Genomic DNA, 23,190 nt, shown 5'->3' with positions numbered 1-23,190 from the left:
ACTATGCAAGAGATGTGAAGAAATTTCACTTTTATTTCTATGTATTCGCTTTTATTACCTAAGGAACAGAAGTAACACCCCTTGCACGAGTCCGATCATTCCTCCTAATAATGCCCCTAAATACGTAATCATTTTCAATTCATTTTTCGTTATGGACAGAAGTAGGTCTTCTAATCTCTCCGTTGAAAATGTAGAAACTTCTTGCTGGACAATTTCCGCAAGGTGTAGATTGTTTAGTATGCTCTCTACATTTTCTGTTCCCCACTTCAAGCCTTTCGTTACTGCACTTGGGACGATTTTTTCTATGATTGTTTCTCGGACCGGTTCACATACTTGCTGAACAGACTGATTTAAAAATTTACTCACTGTTTCCTCTACTTTAACTGCTGACAGTATGGATTTCACAATCATTTCTTTCTCTACAAACGTCTCTAATTCTTTTACATCTCTTCCGTTTAACTTTTCCCACTCTTTTTGCAGTACATCAGTTAAAAGCTTTTTCGTGCCATCTTGTCCTAAAAACTTAATGACTTCTGGCTGTACTCGATCCACTAAACTGACATTCCCTAAAAACATTCCGACTAAGTTAAGTAGCGTTCCCCTAGAAGCAAAGAAATCATCAATCATTTTTGAAAGACGACCTTTCCCTTCTTCACTTTCAAAAAAGCGAATTCCTCGATCTAAAATAAACGCCGATACATTCGGAATCGTATTCTCTACTTTTTCATGTATAGAATGAGGTAACGCCTGTTCCCATGTATATGTATAGTACTCTGCTAAAAATGCATGAATTTTTTCTGTAATAACATGTTCGATTTTCCCGATCGCCTCTTCTTCTACATGTTCTAAATTCCATTTTTCTAACATATCCCGTAACGACTGTTCATTTGTAATTACTTTATCAACTTCCACTTGTGTCCAGCGAATTAAACTGGTTTGAAACTCTTTATTTGTTAGTTTTTTTCCGATTCCTTCTGGTGTTAACAAATGGTCTACAACCATTTTACCTAATTGAACAGCAAGCTCATCGCGGCGCTTCGGAATTAATCCTGGCGTAAATGGAACCTGAAACTTCCCAATATAAATCGGACGATGAGGACGAAATAACATTTTTATCGCTAAATGATTTGTGTATCCTCCAATAATTGCCCCGAGCCCTGTCGTTATTAACATATTTAACCATATATTCATCACAATCAACCTTTCACTTCTCCAAAACTATAGCATATCATCATACGGACAAAAGTATAATGGTATAAAAACGTATTTGCAATATATAGCTTCGCCTATAATGCAAACATCTTATTACTAAAGGAGTGATTTCGTTGGTTCTTGGTCTTTTAACTTCCGGGCTCCATCACGAGCAAACGTATTACACCGAAATCGCTAAGCGAGCTCGTCTTTATCATAACGTCGTTGCCCAATTCACACCGTTTAGCATTGATTCAAAGACAGATCTTGTTTCTGGTCTTATTTACGATACAGATACAGGAAATTGGATAGATCAAACCTTTCCCATTCCTTCATATATATATGATCGTTGTCATTTCAAAGAGGATGAGGAATTCCAACAAGCAAATGCGATTATTCATTCATTACACAAACGTTCTTCCACTACTTTTTTAAACAACACACTTATTAACCCAAGCGATTTACACAATCTTTTTCTTACTAATAAACGTCTTTCCCCTTACGTACCAAAAATAATAAAAGGAACAGTACAAGGAATTTTTAAATTACTACTAGAAACAAGAGATATTATTATAAGACCAATCAATATACACTCCAATGAAAATTTATATCGGGCCACTTACAAAAATAAAACATTTCATATCGATACAATAAATGAACAACATCATACTTCTACTCAATTCAAACGAACAGATAAATTTATATCATGGTGCAAATCGAACATACACTCATTCCGTTATATGATTCATCCAATGTTACAACCTCCAAATCAACTATCATATCCGATTCATATTCGAACCATTATGCAAAAAAATAAAGAACAGAATTGGAAAGTGCTCGGTCAATTTATACAAAAATCTTCATTCCCAGCACAATTTTTACTTTCAGCAACAGAACGTTCTATGTTACATCCATTTTCTAAAATTAAATATTTACTTTCTCCAACTGGCGTTCAATTATTAAAAGATGCTTTACATGATGTTGTAAATGAAGTGTTTAAAACACTCGATCAGTCCTATTCTTCATTATTTGAACTAGAGCTTTCTACCATTATGGATCAAAAAGGTGCCATTTGGCTTATGTACGTCAATACGATGCCTTCTTACGATGTTTATACTAGGTACAACGACGAACTGGCTGAACAAATTTTTCATGGTCCATTAAAGTTTAGCCGATTTACACCATAACGAAAGGAGGAAATCCCCGTTGAAAGAGCACATATATACATTAAGTATTTCAGATGAGCATCCAAATAGTATTACTTTACCTTACGTTTTTTCTATTACACCACCAATTACATCCTTTTTCTTTGGCTTACGTTATATTACATGTGAGAATATTAAAATTCATTATTCATTCACGCGAGAAATTATTATTGGCGAACAGATTGCAGCCGATCTTTTACTACCGCATTCAGCAACAATCCATGCCTTCTTACACAATCAAACCATTGTTTTCGGCCCATTAATCGGGATTTTTACAACTGGCTTTAACGATGATTTTAATTCTCCTTTAGGAAGTCGTTCCATCTCTCTCAGTGAGTTATTAACACCACCATTCACATTGCAGCCATTTGTATTTGTCTTTGGCATTCAACATATAAACTGGGAAGAGGAAACAATTGAAGGGTACTTCTTTCAAGAAGGAAAATGGGTAAAAAACAAAGTCCCTTTACCAAATGTCATTTACGACCGATTACCAAATCGGCAAGCAGAAAATTACAAACCTATCGTAAGAGCAAAAAAACGTTTAGAAAGCGACTATGGGATTCCGTGGTTTAATCCGGGATTTTTCAATAAATGGGAAGTGCATCAACTTTTAATGAAAGAAGATTCAATTAAACCATTCTTACCAAATACAGAAGTATTTCAACATTTTGAACAAGTAGAACGACTTCTCGGTACGTATAAGTACATTTATATGAAACCAATACACGGTAGCTTCGGAAGAAATATTCATCAAATACTCTATTCTCAAACTGATAATTGCTACTATTGTCGTTATCGTGAAAATGAACAAAACAAACTAAGAAAGTATCAATCATTAGAAGCCCTTCTTAACCATGTGTTAAAAGGACATGATTTAAAAAAGTTTATCGTACAACAAGGTATCTCACTGCTCCGCTTCGAAGGGCAACCCGTCGATTTTCGCATTCATACAAATAAAAACCATTTTGGTAATTGGGTAGTCAGTGCAATCGTCGCAAAAATCGCCGGCAAAGGTAGCTTAACAACTCATGTAAATAGCGGCGGTGATACGAAATTACTTCAGGAACTATTTCCTGATTCAACAAAGCAAGTTCAAATTGAAAATAAACTAAAACAAACAGCCTTACAGATCAGTTATGCACTTGATGGGCAAGTAACCGGGAACATTGGAGAAATTGGTTTTGACATTGGTTTAGACACCACGGAAAACCCGTGGCTATTTGAAGCAAATTCTAAACCGGGGCGAACTGTATTCCAAGATGAAAAGTTAAAAGAACAAAGTGAACTTACGCGCCAATTATTTTATGAATATGCCATCTATTTAACTGAACACTCTTTGCGCGACACGAAAGAAAAAATGTCACAAATAAAATCAGGTCCTTCGTCACATACCGAAAACATCCCTTCCCCTATGATTAACTCACAAATACAAAAACAAAAACTTCCACCTCCTTCATAAGGTGGAAGTTTTTTATTTAAACGAGCTTCACTACAACTTCTGTTTCCACATTACATACTCCGCAATAAAAAACATGATTGCAATACTCCTGTGAATTATTATGTGTTAAACCGTCTACTGCACTTAATAATTCTTGATCCATATATGCACTGTAATCGTCTATGTAATCTACAGTTTTCCCATAATCTTGGAGTATACCTTGGCAATTTTGACAAGAATATGTTTGTGATTCTAGCGCGTTGCAAAGCGGGCAAATTCCCATCATGATTCCTCCATACGTTATCGTTTAAAAACAATTAAAAAGCCCTTTTTTTAGATTAAAGAGAGCATCTAGCCGTGCATAGACGCGGTCAGTTCCTTTTTCTGCCCCATCCTGGGTTAAAACAGAACTATGCAGTTGCTCCCGATTTAATTTTCATTTTACTAAACTGGAATTTGTCTCACTTTAACAAATCATAAGTTAAGTAAGCCAAGCTGGTTATACAAAGAAAAAAACGCATATGATTTCGCTCTTAGTTTAGCCTTCTTTCTTAAAAATACAACGATTACTCTTATTTCATAATTTACGAAATGATGAAATATTTTTTACAAAATTTACAAATTATTTTTTTGTATATCTTTCTAGGTAACATCCATACTATGAGTACAAACTTAATTACCGATGGATTAGCGCCAAACGGGGCGATAATCTGGTTCAAATCCAGCTAGTCCAACCAAAAAAATTTTTATAACTCTAAGGAGGATATATTCCTATGGCAAACCAAAGTTCTTACAATCAATTAGTAGTACCAGGTGCAACAGCAGCAATCGATCAAATGAAGTACGAAATCGCTCAAGAATTTGGTGTACAATTAGGAGCAGATTCTACGGCTCGCGCTAACGGTTCTGTTGGTGGAGAAATTACAAAACGTCTAGTTGCAATGGCTGAGCAAAGCCTTGGCGGATTCCAAAAATAAATATATATGGCAAAAAGGTCTCAAGGCATATGCCTTGAGACCTTCCTTAATTTATTGCAACATTTGTAAAAACTTCTTCGTTCGTTCTTCTTTTGGATTTGTAAATACATCTTCCGGTGTACCTTGTTCGACAACGACACCGCCATCCATGAAAATAACACGGTTCGCAATTTGATGAGCAAAGCGCATTTCATGCGTTACAATGACCATCGTCATTCCTTCTTTAGCAAGTTCTTTCATAACCTTTAAAACTTCTTGAACTAGCTCAGGATCAAGTGCTGACGTTGGCTCATCAAATAGTAAAACTTCCGGCTCCATCGCAAGCGCACGAGCGATTCCAACGCGCTGTTGTTGTCCACCTGATAATTGGAACGGATATAAGTCTACTTTATCCGCAAGACCAACTTTTTCAAGGAAATAGTTTGCTTTTTTCTTCGCTTCTTCTTTCCCCATCTTTTTCACTGTAACGAGCCCTTCCATTACATTGTGAATTGCTGTTAAATGAGGAAATAGATTATGGTGTTGGAATACCATACCTGTTTGCGTACGAAGATTTACAATATCTTTCTTCGATACTTTTTGAGAGAAATCGAGCTCTTTATTGCCGATGCGAATGTTACCAGCGTTCGGCGTTTCTAACACGTTGAGACAACGCAAGAATGTCGTTTTACCAGATCCAGATGGCCCGATAATAACAACCACTTCGCCCTTCTCAACTGATAAGTCTATATGTTTTAATACGGTATTATCTCCGAAACTTTTTTGTAAATGTTGAATTGAAATCATAAAAACAAAAACTCCTTTTATGAAAGGGTTATTTTAGAGTATAACGTTCTGAACGTTTTTCTAATATTTGTTGCACGATAGATAATAAGAAGCAAATTACCCAATAAATTAGACCTGCTTCAAAATAAACAATTAAAAACTCATAGTTCATTGCCGCAATTTCCTGCGCTTTTCGGAACATTTCTGTTACTAAAATTAACGACGCTAATGACGTATCCTTCACTAAACTAATAAATGTATTCGAAAGCGGCGGAATTGATACGCGTGTTGCTTGTGGTAAAATAACACGTTTTAATGCTTGCGGGTATGTCATCCCAATTGTGTAAGCTGCTTCCCACTGTCCTTTCGGGATTGAAAGGATAGAAGCACGAATAATTTCAGATGCATATGCACCTACATTTAATGAAAATCCAATAACTGCTGCTGTATATGGCTCAACTTCAATATTAAGAGTTGGAAGACCATAGAAAATAATAAATAACTGTACAAGAAGTGGCGTTCCGCGAATGATAGATACATAGATACGAGCAATCCATTGTAAAATACGACTACCTGAAATACGTGCGAGCGCTGTTAACGTCGCAAGTATAATACCGATAATAAATGTAATAAGCGTTAACGGAATTGTCGTAAAGACAGCTTCCTTCAGCATAGGCGCGAAGGAAGTCTGCATAATATCTATCCAAGTAGACAATCGATCTGACATCAATGCGCTACTTAGATACATTTTCACCGAACCATTTTTTCGTTATTTTATCGTACGTACCATCTTTTTTCATATCTTCTAACGCTTTATTTACTTCTTGGACAAGTTTGTCGCTACCTTTACGGAATAAGAATCCACTTTGTGACGCTTCTTTTTCTGTATCTACAATTTTAATTTTTGCATCTTTTTTCGTTTCTAAATAGTTTAACACTGATAATTTATCATTGATTGTGAAATCAACGCGGCCAGAACTTAATAATTCTGCTGCTTGGCTAAATCCTTCTACACCTGTGATTTCCGCACCATTTTTCTTAGCAATATCTGCGTAGTTACTTGTTAAAGATTGTGCTGCTTTTAATCCTTTTACGTCAGCAAATGTAGCAGGTTTATCTTTATCTTTCGCAATAACTAATGCTGCTGAAGAAGAAATATATGGACTAGAGAAGTCATATTTTTTTTGGCGATCTTCATGAATACCAACTTCGTTCGCAACCATGTCGAAACGTTTTGCATCTATTCCTGCAAGTAAGCTATCCCATTGTGTTTCTTTAAATACAGGCTTTACACCTAAACGTTTTGCAACTTCTTCTGCTAATTCAACGTCAAACCCAGTTAATTTATCGTTTGTATCGTGGAACGTAAATGGTGGATATGTACCTTCTGTACCAATTACAAGCTCACCGCTTTGTTTTATCTTCTGTAATGCATCTTGATTAGCTGTATCTTTTTTCTCTTCTTTACCGCAGCCCGCTACAATCCCAATCGCTAATGTAGTTACTGCAAGCACTGAAAATAATTTTTTCATGATAGTAGTCCTCCAAGTATTCTGATAGGAATTTAAAAACTATATTGATTGTATGCAATTTCGAACAATTTTTCAATGAAAATGTTCTTATTTAGTTTAACCTTTTTCTTCATAATCAAACAAAATGGAAAAATAACGCTACATACAAAAAATAAGTAACATTTTTTAATATAGCATTTATAAAGAAAAAGGTAAAACAATACTTACTTATTTATAAGTTTTTCAGCCGGTAAAATATATTAACTTCTGAGCGGACAATCCAATCAAAAAAGAACTTGCGAAAATCGCAAGTTCTTCTAAAAATTAAGCGCTCTGGTTTCCTTCCATTTGCGTTTTATACATATCGTAATAACGCCCGCGCTTTTTCATTAATTCATCATGGGAACCTTTTTCCAAAATCGTTCCTCTATCAAGCACAATAATTTGATCAGCGCTCTTAATTGTTGAAAGACGATGAGCGATAATAAACGTCGTTCGTCCTTTTTTCACAACTTCTAGCGCTTGTTGAATCATCGCTTCTGTTTCGGTATCAATACTGGAAGTCGCTTCATCTAAAATTAAAATAGCAGGATCAAAAGCAAGTGCCCTAGCAAACGATATAAGCTGACGTTCTCCGGTTGAAAGTGTACTTCCTTTCTCCGTAATTTTTTCATCTATATTGTTCGCAAACCTTTCAGCACCAACATCACGTAACGCCTTTACGATGCGATCTTTTGAAATTTTTTCATTTTCTAAGCTTACATTGGATGCCACTGTCCCGCTAAATAAAAACGGATCTTGCAATACAATTCCCATATGTTCACGTGTTGCTTGTTTCGGCATCTCTGTTACATCGTGACCATCAATCGTAAGCTTCCCTTTTTGAAATTCATAAAACTGAAAGAGCACATTCATAATGGAACTTTTTCCTGATCCAGTATGACCGACAAGTGCCACTGTCTCCCCTTGTTTCGCTTCGAAAGAAATATTTTTTAATACTTCATCTTTTCCATTGTAAGAAAACGAAACATTATCGAATTTCACATTTCCGGTTAAGCGAGGCATACGATCTTCTTCTACTGCCTCTCCCTTTTCCTCTAGCAATTCAAAGACACGCTCTGATGCAACACGCGATTGCTCTAAGTTAGCAAGTTGGTTCACCATGTTCGTAATTGGCGAGAACAATCTCGTTAAATAATCGACGAAAGCATACAGTATCCCTAGAGAAAGGAGGCCAGAAGTACTTAATGAAGCACCACCGAAATACCAAATTACACCTGTAAAAGCGATGTTTCTTAATACAGACACTAAATTATGCGAAGTTGCTGCATTTAAATTTAAAATTTTATTTTGATATTTAAAATAATCACCATTTAACTCTTCAAATTCCTTCTTCGTTTCATGTTCTTGACGAAATGCTTGAATAATTGGCATCCCTTGAATTGATTCATTCACTGTTCCGTTAATATCTGATAAACGCGAACGCATTTTATGATTGTATACAGACGCATACTTTCTATACATAATCGCCCAAACAATTAAAATTGGGATGATGAGCAAGCATAGTGCCGCCAGTTTTACATCAAGTAAAAATAGCGCAGCGAAAATCCCGATAATATAGATGATACTAGAGACGAATGTCGCAAGCACTGTTACATATAAATCACGAATCGCTTCTGTATCATTCGTTACACGCGATACAATTTTCCCTGCTGGTAAATGGTCAAAATAACGAATTGGCAACGTTTGAATATGGGAAAAGACGTCTTCCCTCATAATTTGAATAATTTTGTTTGCCGCCTTCTGTAAGAAGAACTGCTTTCCGTATGCAAATAATGATACGACTACTAATAAAGCGAAATACCCACCGCCAAGTAGTAATAACCTATTTATTTCTGGTTTATAAAACGCAAATACCTCTTCTTTCGTTAAGGCTTTCGATTTATACACTTGCACTGCCTTACCACTTTGTACTGTAAGCACATCACCCTTAACAGAACGAGTTCCTTCAAGCGTTATTTTATTCGGTACAAAATAGTACTGAAAACCAACTTGAATCACTCGGACTTCTTTCCCTTTTTGCTCACCTTGTTCAAAGCGATCACTTCGCTTATAAAAGGCGCCATTATATGAAACAGCATCCTCACTCTTTTCTGTTTCATACCAGGGTCTCTCTATTCCAACGATATGCTCATCGATCATCGTTTTTGCGACGAAAGGACCCGCGAGTTCTGCAATAACGAAAACAAATAGCATCGCCATCGCTGCAAAAATCGGCCCTCTTACTTTCATCGCGTATTGAAACAATCGTTTTGAAACACTCATATTTTCACCCCACTATCCGTACTTTCACTTTCACCTTGTTGTCTTTCGAACTGCTCTGCATACCAGCCCCCATTTCGAACGAGCGCTTCATGCGAACCTTCTTCAATAACCTCACCGTTATCCATAACGAGAATCCAATCAGCATGCTGCACTGCTGACAAACGATGCGTCGTTATAATCGTCGTCTTCCCGCTTCTTTCTGTTCGTATATTTTCAATAATTGCTGCTTCCGTACGAGCATCAACAGCTGATAAAGAATCGTCCAAAATTAAAATTTCCGGATTTTGAATAACAGCCCTTGCAATTGAAATCCTTTGCTTTTGCCCACCTGATAAAGAAACACCTTTCTCCCCAACAAGCGTTTCTAAACCTTCCGGTAAAAACTCTAAATCTTTTTTAAACGCAGCTATTTCAATCGCTTTTTCAAGCTCTTCTTCAGTCGCTTCTCTATTTCCAAATAAAATATTTTCCTTCGCTGTTTTTGAAAATAAAATATGTTCCTGCGGTACATACCCAATCCAGCCAAGTACGTTATCATTCGGAATTTTATCTAGCTTCACATCAGAAACTGCAATATCCCCTTCTCCAAGTGGATATTGACGAAGAAGCTGACGAACGAGCGTCGTTTTCCCGCTTCCTGTCTTCCCAACAACTCCAAGTGTCTCTCCTTGTTTTAAAGAGAACGAAACATTTTTCAAATTCGTTTCATTTGATGAAGGATATGAAAAAGTAACGTTATCAAACTGAATGTAATCTGGCTCTTGTACAACCTTTGGATCTTTCGGATTCTTTACATCCGGTTCATAAGCTAACGTTTCATTTACACGGTCGAGCGACGCATTTCCTCTTTGCATAACATTAATCAATTCACCAATTGCAAACATCGGCCAAATCATCATCCCTAAATAGACGTTAAAAGAAACGAGCTCACCAAGTGTCACCTTTGATTGGAATACGAGATATGCACCGTACACTAAACCAATTAAATAGCTAAGACCGACGAGCATTTTTACAGTTGGCTGGAATAATGCATCGATTCTTGCTACTCTCATATTTTTCTCGTATACGTCATCTCCTAAATGATGAAACCTTCCTTGATCAGCGCTCTCCTGTACATACGCACGAATAACGCGTACACCCGCAATTGATTCAAGTACTTTATCGTTCATATCCCCGAACGCATCTTGCGCGACTGTAAATCTTTCATGCAATTTCTTTCCGTATCTATTCATCGCATACGCCATAATCGGAAGCGGTATAAGCGCAGCAAATGTTAACTGCCAACTAATTGAAAAGCCCATCATACAAACGATTGTAAGCATATATAGACTAGAATCAACGAGCGTTAATATACCAAAACCAGCTGTCATGGAGATTGCTTTTAAATCATTTGTCGCTCTCGCCATTAAATCGCCAGTACGATTTTTTTGATAAAACGTCGGTGTCATCTTAAGTAAATGTCCCATAAATTTTGAACGCATCGTTTTCTCAAGTACGAACGCACCGCCAAATAGTTGGTGCTGCCAAATGAAGGTAAGCACATACCCACCAATCGTTACCCCAAGTAAAATAAAAATATATTGTATAATCGCCTCGTTCGTTAAAGCTCCTGTTTTAATATTATCAATTGTAATTCCTAACACTTTCGGTGGAATTACCTCTATCACGTTTACAATTAAAAGTACCCCAATTGCGATACTATACCTTTTCCAATGCTCCCTAAAAAACCAGCTTAACTTTAGTAATACTGAAAACAATGTAATCTCTCCTTTCTCGTTCTCATTTGATTCACATTTCTTTATCCGCTATCCAAACCCATCACATTTACATTTCGTAAGCCATACAATTTCATCACATTTTTCCACCTTCCAAATTCTGATTTTTTATAGTAACCACGCAAACAAGGAAAATAAAGTGAAACTTTAATCAGTGGGGGTTTTGTTCATTCCCCACTGATTATTAGCCCCCAAATAGCGGGATAAACAAAAAAAAGCATACCGCCGCTTGACGATATGCAATAGAATGCATAAAAGCGTACGTTACGATATACGCAACGTACGCTTCTCATAAGACAAAAAGGTCCTATATATCCGCACGGGTTGCGTAATGATATGAATGTTTTCCGCCATTTAACAGAGCTAAGCCCATTACATTTACGATTACAATCATTACGCACACCCCCTTCATTTATTTTCCATTTATAATCTTACAACTTTATTGAGTATTCTGTCAATTATTTTTTTCGCTTTAGAATAAAATAATCTTTTATCACAAAAAATAAAAGTGATGCATTCTGCTTATAATTCAGTTTGAAATAAGAGAATCTTCTGTAAGAAAGGGCATACAAAATAAAAAAATAGTAAGAAATCGTTTTCACAAACATTTCATTTGAAAAATATTATCAAACCACCTACAATCACCTTATACTCACTCTTACAAGTTGCTATTTTAGGAGGACTAATCATGACAACTAGCAATACGTACAAATTTTATTTAAACGGAGAATGGAGAGAAAGCTCTTCAGGTCAAACAATCGACATTCCATCTCCATACTTACACGAAGTAATTGGGCAAGTACAAGCAATTACTCAAGGAGAAGTAGATGAAGCAATTGCATCTGCAAAAGAAGCTCAAAAATCATGGGCTGAAGCTTCTCTACAAGATCGCGCAAAATATTTATATAAATGGGCTGATGAGCTCGTAAATATGCAAGATGAAATTGCCGATATCATTATGAAAGAAGTCGGTAAAGGCTATAAAGATGCGCAAAAAGAAGTCGTTCGTACAGCTGACTTAATTCGTTACACAGTTGACGAAGCACTTCACATGCACGGTGAAAGCATGATGGGTGATAGCTTCCCTGGTGGATCTAAATCTAAACTTGCGATTATTCAGCGCGCACCACTTGGTGTTGTATTAGCAATTGCACCATTTAACTACCCAGTAAACTTATCTGCTGCAAAACTTGCACCAGCACTTATTATGGGTAACGCTGTTATCTTCAAACCAGCAACTCAAGGTGCAATTAGCGGTGTTAAAATGGTTGAAGCACTTCATAAAGCTGGCCTTCCAAAAGGTCTTGTAAACGTAGCTACAGGACGCGGTTCTGTAATTGGTGACTACTTAGTAGAACATCCTGGCGTAAATATGGTATCGTTCACAGGTGGTACAAATACAGGTAAACATTTAGCGAAAAAAGCTGCGATGATTCCACTTGTATTAGAACTTGGTGGTAAAGATCCTGGTATCGTTTGTGAAGATGCAGACTTACAAGAAGCTGCAAAGCATATCGTAAGCGGTGCATTCTCTTACTCAGGTCAACGTTGTACAGCTATTAAGCGTGTACTTGTACATGAAAATGTAGCAGACGAACTAGCTGGCTTATTAAAAGAGCAAGTAGCTGAACTATCAGTTGGATCTCCAGAACAAAACAGCACAATCGTTCCATTAATCGACGACAAATCTGCTGACTTCGTTCAAGGTTTAATTGACGATGCTGCTGAAAAAGGTGCAACAATCGTTATCGGTAACAAACGTGAGCGCAACCTAATTTATCCAACATTAATCGACAACGTAACAGAAGAAATGAAAGTTGCTTGGGAAGAGCCATTTGGCCCAATCCTTCCAATCATCCGTGTTTCTTCTGACGAACAAGCGATTGAAATTGCTAACAAATCAGAGTTCGGTCTGCAAGCAAGTGTCTTCACAAAAGACATTAACAAAGCATTTGCAATTGCTAACAAAATCGACACTGGTTCTGTTCAAATTAACGGACGCACAGAGCGCGGCCCTGACCACTTCCCATTCATCGGTGTAAAAGGTTCAGGTATGGGCGCACAAGGTATTCGTAAGAGCCTTGAGTCTATGACTCGTCAAAAAGTAACTGTATTAAACTTAGTTTAATCTTATATGTAGCAGCTGATCTAATATTTAGGTCAGCTGCTTTTTAGTTAAAATCCTCCGGGACCTAATAACAAATTCTTCTCTATAATCTGATTATTACTATATCCATTGACGTATAAAAATACATTTGTTACTCTTAAACATGTTAATTTAATACATAAATCCTCATTCGTATCTCGGTGAGGTAGAGGTTGCAGTCATTAAGAGTATCATTTCAGGAGATGTAGTGGCATTGATGAAGAAATGAGAAAGGAATGATTGCCGAAGTAAGTCGTGTCCACCATGCACGCTTGCTGGGTCTGCATTTAATAAGTGCAGAACTGTCACAAACGTTTCGTTTGTGGAGAGCTATCGAGAGGTATGTCGTGGGTTTCTTATAAGATAGAAAGCATGTAGCGGCAAATTACGTGCTTTTTTTGTTTTGTTTGGACCTTCTCTTCCTTATCAGGAAGACATACATATCTCCTCGCTTGACTTGGTTATACTAACTTTGGAGGTATTTTCTATGCAACAAAAAAAATGGGGCTTTTGGGTACTAACAGCTTTCGTTGTCGGTAACATGGTTGGCGCTGGTATTTTCATGGTGCCAAGTACGTTAGCACAAACAGCAAGCCCACTCGGTGTCACTTTAGCTTGGTTAACAACAGGGTTTGGTGTTTTAATGCTAGCTCTTGTTTTCGGTAATTTAGCAATTCGTCGTCCTGATTTAACGACAGGACCACAAAGTCATGCATATGCTTTATTCTCAACACCAAAAAGAAAGAAAATGGCTGGTTTCAGCATGGTATGGGGATATTGGGTTGCAAACTGGGCAAGTAACGTTGCCATTATTACATCTTTCGCGGGATATTTATCGCTCTTCTTCCCAATTATGAAAGATACACGACTACTATTTTCAATTGGCTCTTTCAATATAGAAGTTGGAAAACTAATTACATTTACTATTTGTTCCATCTTACTTTGGGGAACACATTTAATTTTAACAAACGGTGTAAGCGGAGCTGGGAAGCTAAACTTCTTAGCGACAACAACGAAAGTAACTGGATTCCTTCTATTCATTGTCGTTACGTTATTTGCGTTCGAAGCTTCAAAGTTTGGACAATGGTACACACCGATGATCGATAAAGAAGGCGTATCACACGGTCTCCTTTCACAAGTAAATTTAGCGGCTCTTACAACGCTTTGGGCATTTATCGGCATTGAATCAGCCGTTCTTTTATCAAACCGAGCTACTTCTCCCAAAACGGTAAAACGTGCGACTGTTGCCGGTTTACTAATAACAGTTGCAATTTATTTAGGAATTACAATTTTAACAATGGGTGTACTTCACGTTGATAAATTACAAGCTTCTGAACGTCCATTAGCAGATGCATTAAACGCTGCAATGGGTCATGGCGGCGGGAAACTTATGGCATTACTTGCTCTTACTTCCCTATTCGGTTCAATATTAGGCTGGATTTTATTAAGCTCAGAAGTACCTTATCAAGCAGCAAAAGAAGGTTTCTTCCCTTCCTTCTTCGCAAAAACGAATAAAAAAGGAAGTCCAATTCATTCACTACGATTAACAAACATTATGTCGCAAGTGTTCTTATTCTCAACATTATCAGGAACAATTGCGGAAGCTTATACATTCGTTATTACCGTATCAACACTGGCCTACCTCATTCCATATCTCGTTTCACCAATATTCCAGTTAAAACTAGTCGCAACTGGTGAAACATATAAGAATGAAATGGGTTCAAGAATTATGGATGGTGTAGTTGCAGTTATCGCACTTTGCTATGCACTATGGGTTATTAAAACCGGCGCATCCGATATAAAAACATTTCTTCTCGGAATTGGTTTATTCGGAATTGGCTTTGCCTTCTATCCATTAATGAATCGTGATCAGAAAAAAAATAAAGAAAAGAAAAACGAGCAAGTTGCGTAACGCAATTTGCTCGTTTTTTACTTTATAAAACATATATAATAGAAAAAAGAGGTGAAAAACATGTCAATCGAATCACTATGGAGCTCTCGCTTTCAACAACATATTCAAAATGCCATCACATACTTTGCACGTATGATTAACGGTTTACTATATAGCTTCATCTTCGTCTCATGTGTAGGTGCATATTATTACGCTAAGTTTCTTAAAACGGATCCTTCTAAAGGAATATCTTTATTACTCATCACGATCGTACTTACACTCATTATAACGAGATGCCAAGTTCGCACATTTATTCAAAAACCAGACGCTGTCTATTTACTTGCATTAGAAGAGAAATTAACATCTTATTTTAAAAAATCTCTTCTATATAATTACATCATTCAGCTTTTCCCGCTTATATTTACGTTCCTTTTTATCGTACCGCTTGCCATGCAATCATTACAACTAACCGTACCTTTCTTATGTACAATCTTTATAATTTTAATGATTCTAAAGGGCTGGAACATATACATACATTGGATGTGGCGTGATAGTTATGAAAAAAGCATATGGTTTATCATTCGCATTGCTTGTAACGCCCTGATCATTTACATGCTGTTTTATACTGCAAATGTGATCGTGTTAGGCGGACTACTCTTACTTCTTGCTTTCCTGCTTCTATACACGAAGAAACAACCTACAAAACGAATACCGTGGGATTACATAATCGAACAAGAAGAAAAAATGGACGTTCATTTCTATCAATTTGCTAGCATTTTCACCGATGTTCCGCAACTGAATAAGCAAGTAAATAAAAGAAAATGGCTTACAAATTGGATTGAACCTTTATTACATAAAAAACGAGCAACTTTCTTCTATTTACATACACTAGCATTTTTACGCGGTAATGATTATTTCGGTATATATATTCGCTTAGGGTTGATCGGTGCTTTCGCTCTATATTTTATTCCGAATATATATGTAAAAGGTGCTTTCGCTTATATCGTCCTATATATGATTTCTATGCAGCTCCGTTCCCTGTGGAAATATTTTTCGGGAAATATTATTGTAGCATTATATCCAATTGATACTGAAAAACGAATGAATCAATTTCTCCGCTTAATCTTTATATTGCTAAGCATTCAACTCATTGTATTTTCAAGTATTATACTCATTGCTACAGGGCAATTCTCACATAGTCTTATCATTATGATTATCGGGTTAATCTGGATCAAATTTATTATTGTACCAAAAACGAAGCAACGCGTTTCTTCGTTTTAACGAAAAGAATTATCTTAAAAGCCAAGGAGAAAATAAATTATCTCCTTGGCTTTTTTATTTTTCTTCCTCAAACAAGAATCACTGAAACAACCGATATTTTATGATTTTTACATACAAAAACGATAATACATGTTTACGTCCTAATAAAAAGGGTAGTTATTAAATTAACAGGGCAAAAGAACTGGAGGGAATGAAAAAATATGAATTAAGGTTTCACTTTATAAAAGGCGTTGCTCAAGGACGATTCTGGAACCGATTATATAATATAAGGAGCTGATTGCAATGAGTAAAAAAATTGCTATTTTAATAACGGATTATTTCGAGGACACAGAATACACAGAGCCAGTAGAAGCTTTTAATCAAAAGGGATACGAATTAACAACTATTGAAATGGAAAAAGGTAAAACGGTACACGGTAAACAAGGAAAAAGTGAAGTCGTAATTGATAAAAGTATTGATGATGTTTCTCCAGAGAACTTTGATGCCCTCTTTATACCAGGCGGATTTTCCCCAGATATACTTCGTGCAGATGAACGTTTTGTTCGCTTTAGCAAAGCATTTATGGATGCGAAAAAACCTGTTTTTGCTATTTGTCACGGCCCCCAATTACTCATCACTGCACAAACACTTGAAGGACGCGATGTGACTGGATATAAATCCATTGCGGTCGATTTGAAAAATGCCGGTGGAAATTTTCATGATAAAGAAGTGGTTGTATGCCAAAATCAGCTAGTAACAAGTAGACAACCAGAGGACATCCCAGTGTTTATTGAAGAATCATTGCGTATATTAGGGTAGTTATTAAAGGTTAACCAAAGTAGCTAAATAACTACTTTGGTTAACCTTTTTATTTGTAAAAAACAAAATTAACACCATATGAAACATTTCTTCATCTTTAATGATTTTTTGAGACAGCCTCTTTTCTCGTCCCAAAATTTCTAATCACTTTTCATAGGCATTTCTCATATAGTGAAAATGACTATACGATTCCTATCCATAAGTTAATAATGATTTCGCACATATAAATAAAAAAGATAGGAGCTCTATTATGAACAACAATCCACCTGCAACGCCCCAAAACAACTCAGAAAAAAATAGCCGTGACATTAAATTGCAAACATTACGAGTCATCGGACTCATCGTCCTTATTAGTGGTTATATTCTCGTCGCTCTCTCAGAAGTAGGTGAGCTGAAAACCTTATTAACAAACCCTAACGCCAATCCTGATTTAGCTGAAGTTGATCCGTTTTAAAAATTATATAAAAAGCGAGTCCCAGTATAACTGGTTCGCTTTTTATATAGTTTCATCCAATCTGAGAAACATTTCCTTCATTCTGATACTTCTCTTTCCCTATCGCCTTCATAAATAATAAAATACTGCTCATACCAACGATGAAATATAGAGCGCTCATGCCCCAAGATGCAATAAACGAGCCTAGCATAACACCTAATGCCCCATTCATTTTTGCCACTTGAAAGACCATTCCGTTAATCGCCATATATGAACCTCTTGCCTCATCCGGCACCATGTCCGCCATTATAGATTGACGAACCGGCACATACATCATCTCTCCTACAGTTTGGAAAAGCCCTGCAATTAATAAGATCCATAAACTATTGCTCGTTCCGAGTATTGTAAATCCAATCGTGTAAATGAATAAACCTACATATAAAATTTTCAAATCGTTGAAGCTTTTCAGCATTTTAATAAGAAGCGCTGAACATAACACAACTAAAATTGTATTCTCTGCCGATATCCAGCTGAGCATTCGAATACCTGTTAAATCGAATGTAAAACCATTCCCGAAGAAAAAGTGCACCGTTTCAAATTCCTTCTGTAAACGTATCCCTAAATAATTATTAATTTGAAACTCTAACGATAGTGTACATATACTTGCTGCACAAAAAATTAAAAACGCTCTATCTTTCATCACGACTTTATAACTATCTGCCATATCTTTTAATACATTTTTCTTCTCCACCGTTTTTCGTGCCACATACACTTCTTCCATATATACAGCCATCACATATAAAGTAATAACTGCAATAACTGTTAATCCGATAAACAATTGCAATCTATAGTTCTCAAATAGTAATCCGCCAAATATTGCTCCAATCGCAATTGATAAGTTAATAGCCCAGTAGTTAATGCTGTACATCACTTTTCGATTTTCAGGTGTACTCACATCTATTAACATCGCTTCCGTCGCTGGATTCATAAGTCCAGATCCTAAACTATTCACTAACATAAACACAAATGTTAGCCACGGTGAATCTACATAATCTGAGTTCGCAACTCCCATACAAGCTATGGAAACGACTTGTATACTTTGGCCGATAATCATTACTTTTTTACGACCGAGCCGATCTCCAACATACCCACCATATAAACCGATAATTAATGCAGCTAGCACATTGATGAGTAATAAAGCACCAGCAATCGCACTACCTAATTTTATTGAAAAATAAATCGCCATAAATGGAAAAATCATTGTGGATACAGTGCGTGTTAAAAACGAAGTTATAATTCTGATTTTTATATTTCGGTGCATACTCCAAAATCCCATTGTTTCCCCCTCCTTATGCTTATTCATTTTACTTTGAAAAAGAGGAAGAAAAAGGTTAGAATATTCTAAAGAGTTTCCCCTTTTATCCCGCATTAACGGGCAGTAAGACCCCCACTGATTAAAGTTTCACTTTATTATAGAAGGAAGTGTATATATGAAAATTATGGACTATTACATTCGTTTAAGATTACATGCACAAGACCAACAACATATACGAAATAGCTTACAAGAATTAGCGGATGTTTTATATTGCAGTACGAAAAACGTAAAGATTTTATTAAAGAAAATGAACGAGGAGCAATTCATTAAGTGGACACCAGGGCGTGGTCGCGGAAATAAAACAGAAATTATATTTGCACATACTTTAGCAGAAGCGATTGAATCCTATACAGATGAACTGTTAACCCAAGAAAAATTAAAAGATGTCTTTCTTCTTTTAAAAGAGCCCCTTCCTCTTGCAATTCAAAAAAAGATAGAAAATAAACTACATCATCATTTTGGATACGAACCTTCAAATGATATGTATGACATATTGAAGATCCCTATATCAAGAAAGATATTACCATTAGATCCCGCTTTTACGGCTGTAACAACAGAGGGTCATCTTATTAACCAAATTTTTGATACATTAGTCATTTATAACGATATTACAGAAAAAATGGAACCACACATTGCACATACGTGGGAATTAAGCGAAGACGGGCTTACGTGGACGTTTCATTTAAGAAAAGATATATATTTTCATAACGAAACTGTTCTAACTTCTAAAGATGTACAATTTTCATTTGAAAGATTGCAGCAAGCTCAATCTCCTTACGCATGGTTAACACAGGAAATTGTTCAAATTGAAACACCATCACCACTGCAAATACGATTTCATTTAGCAAAACCTAACGTTTTTTTCTTACGTTATGTGAGTTCCATGCAACTCGCAATTTTACCGCATGATGCAGTTATTCAAAATCATCACTACATAGGTACTGGACCTTTTAAACTTACTCATTACTCTGAAGACAATATCGTACTCGAAGCGTTCACCCATTATTTTAAAGAGCGTGCGTTATTAGACCGTATTGAATTTTGGGGTATTCCTGATCATTTGCAAATAGATGCTGATTATGAACTACCAAATGAAGAGGAAAATGAAAGGCATGATATACAAATAGAAGAAATAGGTTGTATTTATGCTAGCTTCAACTTTACAAAGCCTGGTCCCCACCACGACATTTATTTTCGTAAAGCTTGGAGAGAAATGTATGACGTTAAAACGATACTTTGTAATATAGAGGGGCGACGAACCATTGCTGCATCAAGCTTTTTTCCTGAAAGAAGCCGCCAATTTCCTAACAGGTCCTACTCTTTAGAAAAAGCGAAAGATTATTTAAAAAAGAGCACCTATAATGGAGAAACGATACATATTTATTTCTTCGCATTTAAAGATAGTGCAAATGATGCACATTTCCTAAAAGAACGCTGCGAACAATTAGGAGTACACGTAGAACTTCACCCATTTCTCGTTTCAGATTATATGGATCGTTCTATTGATAAACATGCGGATATTATTTTCATGGGGGAAGTATTTGCTACCGATCATGAAATTGCATTTTTAAATGTATTTAAAAATAAAAGTTGCTTCGTAAATCGATTCATGGACCCACACTATGCAAAACAAATTAATTGTTTACTTGATACCTTTTTATTAGAAGACAATAAAGAAAAACGGTATAAGCTCATGTATGAGATTGAAGAGTTTTTACAAGCTGAAAACATCATTTTATTTAACTATCACGTTTTAAAAAGAAAAACATACCCTTCTTCTTTAAAAAACGTAACAATTGATTCATTCGGTTGGGCGAATTTTGCGAAGTTATGGATACAGCCATCCACGTATTAAAATATGAGTTTTTATAAAAGGAGAAGAACCATGAAACGCAACCTAGAAAAAAGACTTTCCTATCTATACACAGGTGAGTTATTTTCAGTCATTACTTTTATTTTCACAAGTTACTTACTTAATTATGCTTATCCTACGTTACATTTATATTCCCTATTTTCTTTTTGGATCTCATTTCTTCTTTTAGAGTTTATCTTATTACAAGGAGCAATTTACTGGTACGTAAAGCGGAAACGACTAAAAAAAGAGAAAACATCTATTACACCTATTAGGATGATTCAATATTTAAAAGTACTTAAAAAGATAAATATAGCATTGATTGTCACGGGATTTATTACGTTTACTATTGATTTTGTAATTTGGTATCCCCACTTACCTTTAGGCGGGGTATCATTCACTCTATTTATTTATATTTTTGCATTACTTGAGTACATTAACTATTATCATACTCAACTTTCATACGATAACATCTCTGATATTAAACATTTAATCAAATCAAAAAAACTAAAACCGTCCTGTATGAGTAAAGATTTTCAACGTATTTCATGAAAGAGAAGGTACTACATCCTTAGTAGTACCTTCTTCACATACAGATACAAACTATTATTTAATTACTCTATCTAAGTGATCTCTCAAGTTCAATAAATATTGCTCAATATCCGGATTTTTCACCACATCATAACAAGCAAAACTCTTTAACGGACTCATGCCAAGAAACTTCTGCACACGATGTAAATGACTAAGTGCTGATTCTAAACTTTCTCCTTCAAAGAACTTCGTCTTATCTCCAAATGCTTTTTCAGGTGCGTTCCAAGTTGTAGAGAACATATACTGCTTCTCTTTTAATAAACCACCTGTTCCATATTCATCTGCACCTTTAAAGAACAAACCGTATTCATACACTTCATCCATATATGTTTTAAATAATCCCGGTACACTAAACCAGTAAATAGGTGTTTGATAAATTACAACATCAGCCCATAAAAACTTTTCTTGCTCTTCCTTAATACTGTATCCATCTTGAATCGTTGTTGTTTTCACATGATGATTTTCACTTAGTAAACTTATCATGCAATCAGCTAGCGTTTTATTTAATCGACCTTCCTTTGAACCGTATTTTTCATGCCCATTTATAATGAATATATTTTTCATAACTTTTCTCTCCCTTATTTTACTCTTCAGCTATTAACCCAAGTTGTTGTTTCAGCGTAAGATTATCTTCTAAATGCCAATCTTCCGTTACCTTTCCGTCTTTCACATGCAAAATATCAATTGCAAAAAAATTGATTTTCTTATCATTATGAGTTCCTGTAAAAGAAAGACGAGCTGTTACTTTATCACCAACCACTAATAAATCTTCAATCTCGCAATGTATATCTGGAACTACTTTACGAAAGTTTTGCGCCGCAAGCTTTAATCCTTCAGTGCCTTGTGGTCGACCTTTCGGCAGTGTGTTATCGAAAAAATTTTCAGTAACCGTCTGCGGAATAAGCTCCTCTTTACCTGTATCCCAAAATGCATAAAAACGCTGAGCTGCATGCACGATTTCTGTCGCTTCCTTTTTACTTAATGAAGAATCAATTGTCATTGCTTTTGGCTTCGGCATTTCCTTTACTAACTGAATTTCAGTTTTTTGCTCACCACTACATGCTACAAGCACAATACAAATGACAAAAAAACTAAGAAACATAAACAACTTTTTCATACCCATGGAAATCACCTCCTCCTCATACAAACCCTTTGTATTTCGTATTGCTATTGTATATGCACTAACTTCCTTTATGGAAGTAGTGATATTTTTTTCATATAGTTACCAAAAAGATAGTTTTGTGATACGATAAGGCAAATTCATTCAAAAATTTTTTATGGAGGCTATTTCCATGAGCAATATAGATCCAGTTGTATTAACGAAAGGTTTACCTGGTATACCTTGTCCTATCGCTAAAACGCTTGACGTAATTAGTACAAAATGGACGTTTTTAATTATTCGAGACCTTCTTATCGAAGGAACGTTACGATTTAGTGATTTACAAAAATCCATGGATGGGATTAGTCCGAAAACTTTATCGCTTCGCCTAAAAGAATTGGAAACGCAAGGGATTATAACGCGAAAAGTATACCCAGAAGTTCCGCCTCGCGTAGAGTACACGTTAACGGATAAAGGAAAGCAATTAGAGGGGATATTTATTGAATTAAAGCGGTTTGGATTAAGTTTATAAAC

The 23,190-nt window shown here is 35.9% G+C and carries 21 protein-coding genes and 1 riboswitch; of the genes, 11 read left to right on the top strand and 10 right to left on the bottom strand.

Going from position 1 to position 23,190, the window contains the following annotated elements:
• Positions 1–54: 54 nt before the first annotated feature.
• Positions 55–1,200, bottom strand: coding sequence for a DUF445 family protein (locus tag NSS97_RS04575; protein WP_107887892.1), 1,146 nt, complete (start codon positions 1,198–1,200; stop codon positions 55–57).
• A 125-nt stretch (positions 1,201–1,325) separates the two neighbouring features.
• On the opposite strand from NSS97_RS04575, the gene NSS97_RS04570 reads away from it, so the two are divergent.
• Both NSS97_RS04570 and NSS97_RS04565 read left to right on the top strand, forming a co-directional pair.
• Positions 1,326–2,378: a YheC/YheD family protein gene (locus NSS97_RS04570; RefSeq protein WP_002010850.1), complete on the top strand. Its 1,053-nt coding sequence runs from the start codon at positions 1,326–1,328 to the stop codon at positions 2,376–2,378.
• Between the two features lie 19 nt (positions 2,379–2,397).
• On the top strand, positions 2,398–3,858 hold the full coding sequence (locus tag NSS97_RS04565; RefSeq protein WP_050000858.1) for a YheC/YheD family endospore coat-associated protein: 1,461 nt from the start codon (positions 2,398–2,400) through the stop codon (positions 3,856–3,858).
• A 16-nt stretch (positions 3,859–3,874) separates the two neighbouring features.
• On the opposite strand, the gene NSS97_RS04560 is transcribed toward NSS97_RS04565, so the two are convergent.
• Positions 3,875–4,120, bottom strand: coding sequence for a hypothetical protein (locus NSS97_RS04560; RefSeq protein WP_002087367.1), 246 nt, complete (start codon positions 4,118–4,120; stop codon positions 3,875–3,877).
• A gap of 490 nt (positions 4,121–4,610) precedes the next feature.
• On the opposite strand from NSS97_RS04560, the gene sasP reads away from it, so the two are divergent.
• On the top strand, positions 4,611–4,814 hold the full coding sequence (sasP, locus tag NSS97_RS04555; protein ID WP_000013349.1) for a small acid-soluble spore protein, SasP family: 204 nt from the start codon (positions 4,611–4,613) through the stop codon (positions 4,812–4,814).
• Between the two features lie 51 nt (positions 4,815–4,865).
• Here the strand turns inward: sasP and NSS97_RS04550 are convergent, their stop codons facing one another.
• From NSS97_RS04550 to NSS97_RS04530, 5 genes are all read right to left on the bottom strand, one after another.
• The gene (locus NSS97_RS04550; RefSeq protein ID WP_002010843.1) at positions 4,866–5,600 is read right to left on the bottom strand and encodes an amino acid ABC transporter ATP-binding protein; all 735 of its coding nucleotides are present in this window, start codon (positions 5,598–5,600) and stop codon (positions 4,866–4,868) included.
• A gap of 28 nt (positions 5,601–5,628) precedes the next feature.
• Entirely contained in the window at positions 5,629–6,327 is a 699-nt protein-coding gene (locus NSS97_RS04545) for an amino acid ABC transporter permease (protein ID WP_033706449.1), read from the bottom strand.
• Positions 6,314–7,111, bottom strand: a complete 798-nt coding sequence (locus NSS97_RS04540; protein WP_341111712.1) for an amino acid ABC transporter substrate-binding protein — start codon at positions 7,109–7,111, stop codon at positions 6,314–6,316. The genes NSS97_RS04545 and NSS97_RS04540 overlap by 14 nt, the downstream gene beginning before the upstream one ends.
• Positions 7,112–7,414: 303 nt before the next feature.
• Positions 7,415–9,415, bottom strand: a complete 2,001-nt coding sequence (locus NSS97_RS04535; protein ID WP_341111708.1) for an ABC transporter ATP-binding protein — start codon at positions 9,413–9,415, stop codon at positions 7,415–7,417.
• Positions 9,412–11,172, bottom strand: coding sequence for an ABC transporter transmembrane domain-containing protein (locus NSS97_RS04530; RefSeq protein ID WP_107887890.1), 1,761 nt, complete (start codon positions 11,170–11,172; stop codon positions 9,412–9,414). The genes NSS97_RS04535 and NSS97_RS04530 overlap by 4 nt, the downstream gene beginning before the upstream one ends.
• Before the next feature lie 706 nt (positions 11,173–11,878).
• Here NSS97_RS04530 and gapN point away from each other — a divergent pair.
• The 5 genes from gapN (at position 11,879) to NSS97_RS04505 (ending at position 17,760) form a co-directional block, all read left to right on the top strand.
• Positions 11,879–13,318 (top strand): NADP-dependent glyceraldehyde-3-phosphate dehydrogenase, encoded by a 1,440-nt coding sequence (gene gapN, locus NSS97_RS04525; protein WP_002010835.1) that lies wholly within the window; start codon positions 11,879–11,881, stop codon positions 13,316–13,318.
• Between the two features lie 177 nt (positions 13,319–13,495).
• Positions 13,496–13,677: riboswitch (Lysine riboswitch) on the top strand.
• Positions 13,678–13,823: 146 nt separating this feature from the next.
• Positions 13,824–15,248 carry an amino acid permease gene (locus NSS97_RS04520; RefSeq protein ID WP_002010833.1) on the top strand — a complete coding sequence of 475 codons (1,425 nt, stop codon included), beginning with the start codon at positions 13,824–13,826 and terminating at the stop codon, positions 15,246–15,248.
• 60 nt (positions 15,249–15,308) lie between these two features.
• Positions 15,309–16,508: an ABC transporter permease gene (locus NSS97_RS04515; protein ID WP_107887889.1), complete on the top strand. Its 1,200-nt coding sequence runs from the start codon at positions 15,309–15,311 to the stop codon at positions 16,506–16,508.
• A 282-nt stretch (positions 16,509–16,790) separates the two neighbouring features.
• A complete protein-coding gene (locus NSS97_RS04510; protein ID WP_002029999.1) occupies positions 16,791–17,306 on the top strand; it encodes a type 1 glutamine amidotransferase domain-containing protein in 516 nt (171 codons plus the stop codon).
• Between the two features lie 250 nt (positions 17,307–17,556).
• Positions 17,557–17,760 carry a hypothetical protein gene (locus NSS97_RS04505; protein ID WP_044444657.1) on the top strand — a complete coding sequence of 68 codons (204 nt, stop codon included), beginning with the start codon at positions 17,557–17,559 and terminating at the stop codon, positions 17,758–17,760.
• A 52-nt stretch (positions 17,761–17,812) separates the two neighbouring features.
• Here the strand turns inward: NSS97_RS04505 and NSS97_RS04500 are convergent, their stop codons facing one another.
• Positions 17,813–19,075, bottom strand: a complete 1,263-nt coding sequence (locus NSS97_RS04500) for an MDR family MFS transporter (protein WP_016119656.1) — start codon at positions 19,073–19,075, stop codon at positions 17,813–17,815.
• 154 nt (positions 19,076–19,229) lie between these two features.
• On the opposite strand from NSS97_RS04500, the gene NSS97_RS04495 reads away from it, so the two are divergent.
• Together NSS97_RS04495 and NSS97_RS04490 are read left to right on the top strand one after the other, a co-directional pair.
• The gene (locus tag NSS97_RS04495; RefSeq protein ID WP_107887888.1) at positions 19,230–20,969 is read left to right on the top strand and encodes an ABC transporter substrate-binding protein; all 1,740 of its coding nucleotides are present in this window, start codon (positions 19,230–19,232) and stop codon (positions 20,967–20,969) included.
• Between the two features lie 30 nt (positions 20,970–20,999).
• Positions 21,000–21,518 (top strand): hypothetical protein, encoded by a 519-nt coding sequence (locus NSS97_RS04490; RefSeq protein ID WP_044444655.1) that lies wholly within the window; start codon positions 21,000–21,002, stop codon positions 21,516–21,518.
• 54 nt (positions 21,519–21,572) lie between these two features.
• On the opposite strand, the gene NSS97_RS04485 is transcribed toward NSS97_RS04490, so the two are convergent.
• A complete protein-coding gene (locus NSS97_RS04485) occupies positions 21,573–22,121 on the bottom strand; it encodes an NAD(P)H-dependent oxidoreductase (protein ID WP_107887887.1) in 549 nt (182 codons plus the stop codon).
• 19 nt (positions 22,122–22,140) lie between these two features.
• On the bottom strand, positions 22,141–22,680 hold the full coding sequence (locus NSS97_RS04480; RefSeq protein ID WP_107887886.1) for an ester cyclase: 540 nt from the start codon (positions 22,678–22,680) through the stop codon (positions 22,141–22,143).
• Positions 22,681–22,849: 169 nt separating this feature from the next.
• On the opposite strand from NSS97_RS04480, the gene NSS97_RS04475 reads away from it, so the two are divergent.
• Positions 22,850–23,188: a winged helix-turn-helix transcriptional regulator gene (locus tag NSS97_RS04475; protein WP_002188429.1), complete on the top strand. Its 339-nt coding sequence runs from the start codon at positions 22,850–22,852 to the stop codon at positions 23,186–23,188.
• Positions 23,189–23,190: the final 2 nt, after the last annotated feature.

The sequence above is a fragment of the Bacillus sp. FSL R12-0074 genome (assembly GCF_038005725.1).
Classification (GTDB): domain Bacteria; phylum Bacillota; class Bacilli; order Bacillales; family Bacillaceae_G; genus Bacillus_A; species Bacillus_A mycoides.
Note: the sequence above shows the minus strand (reverse complement) of the source record. Positions and strands in the feature narration are given on the sequence as shown.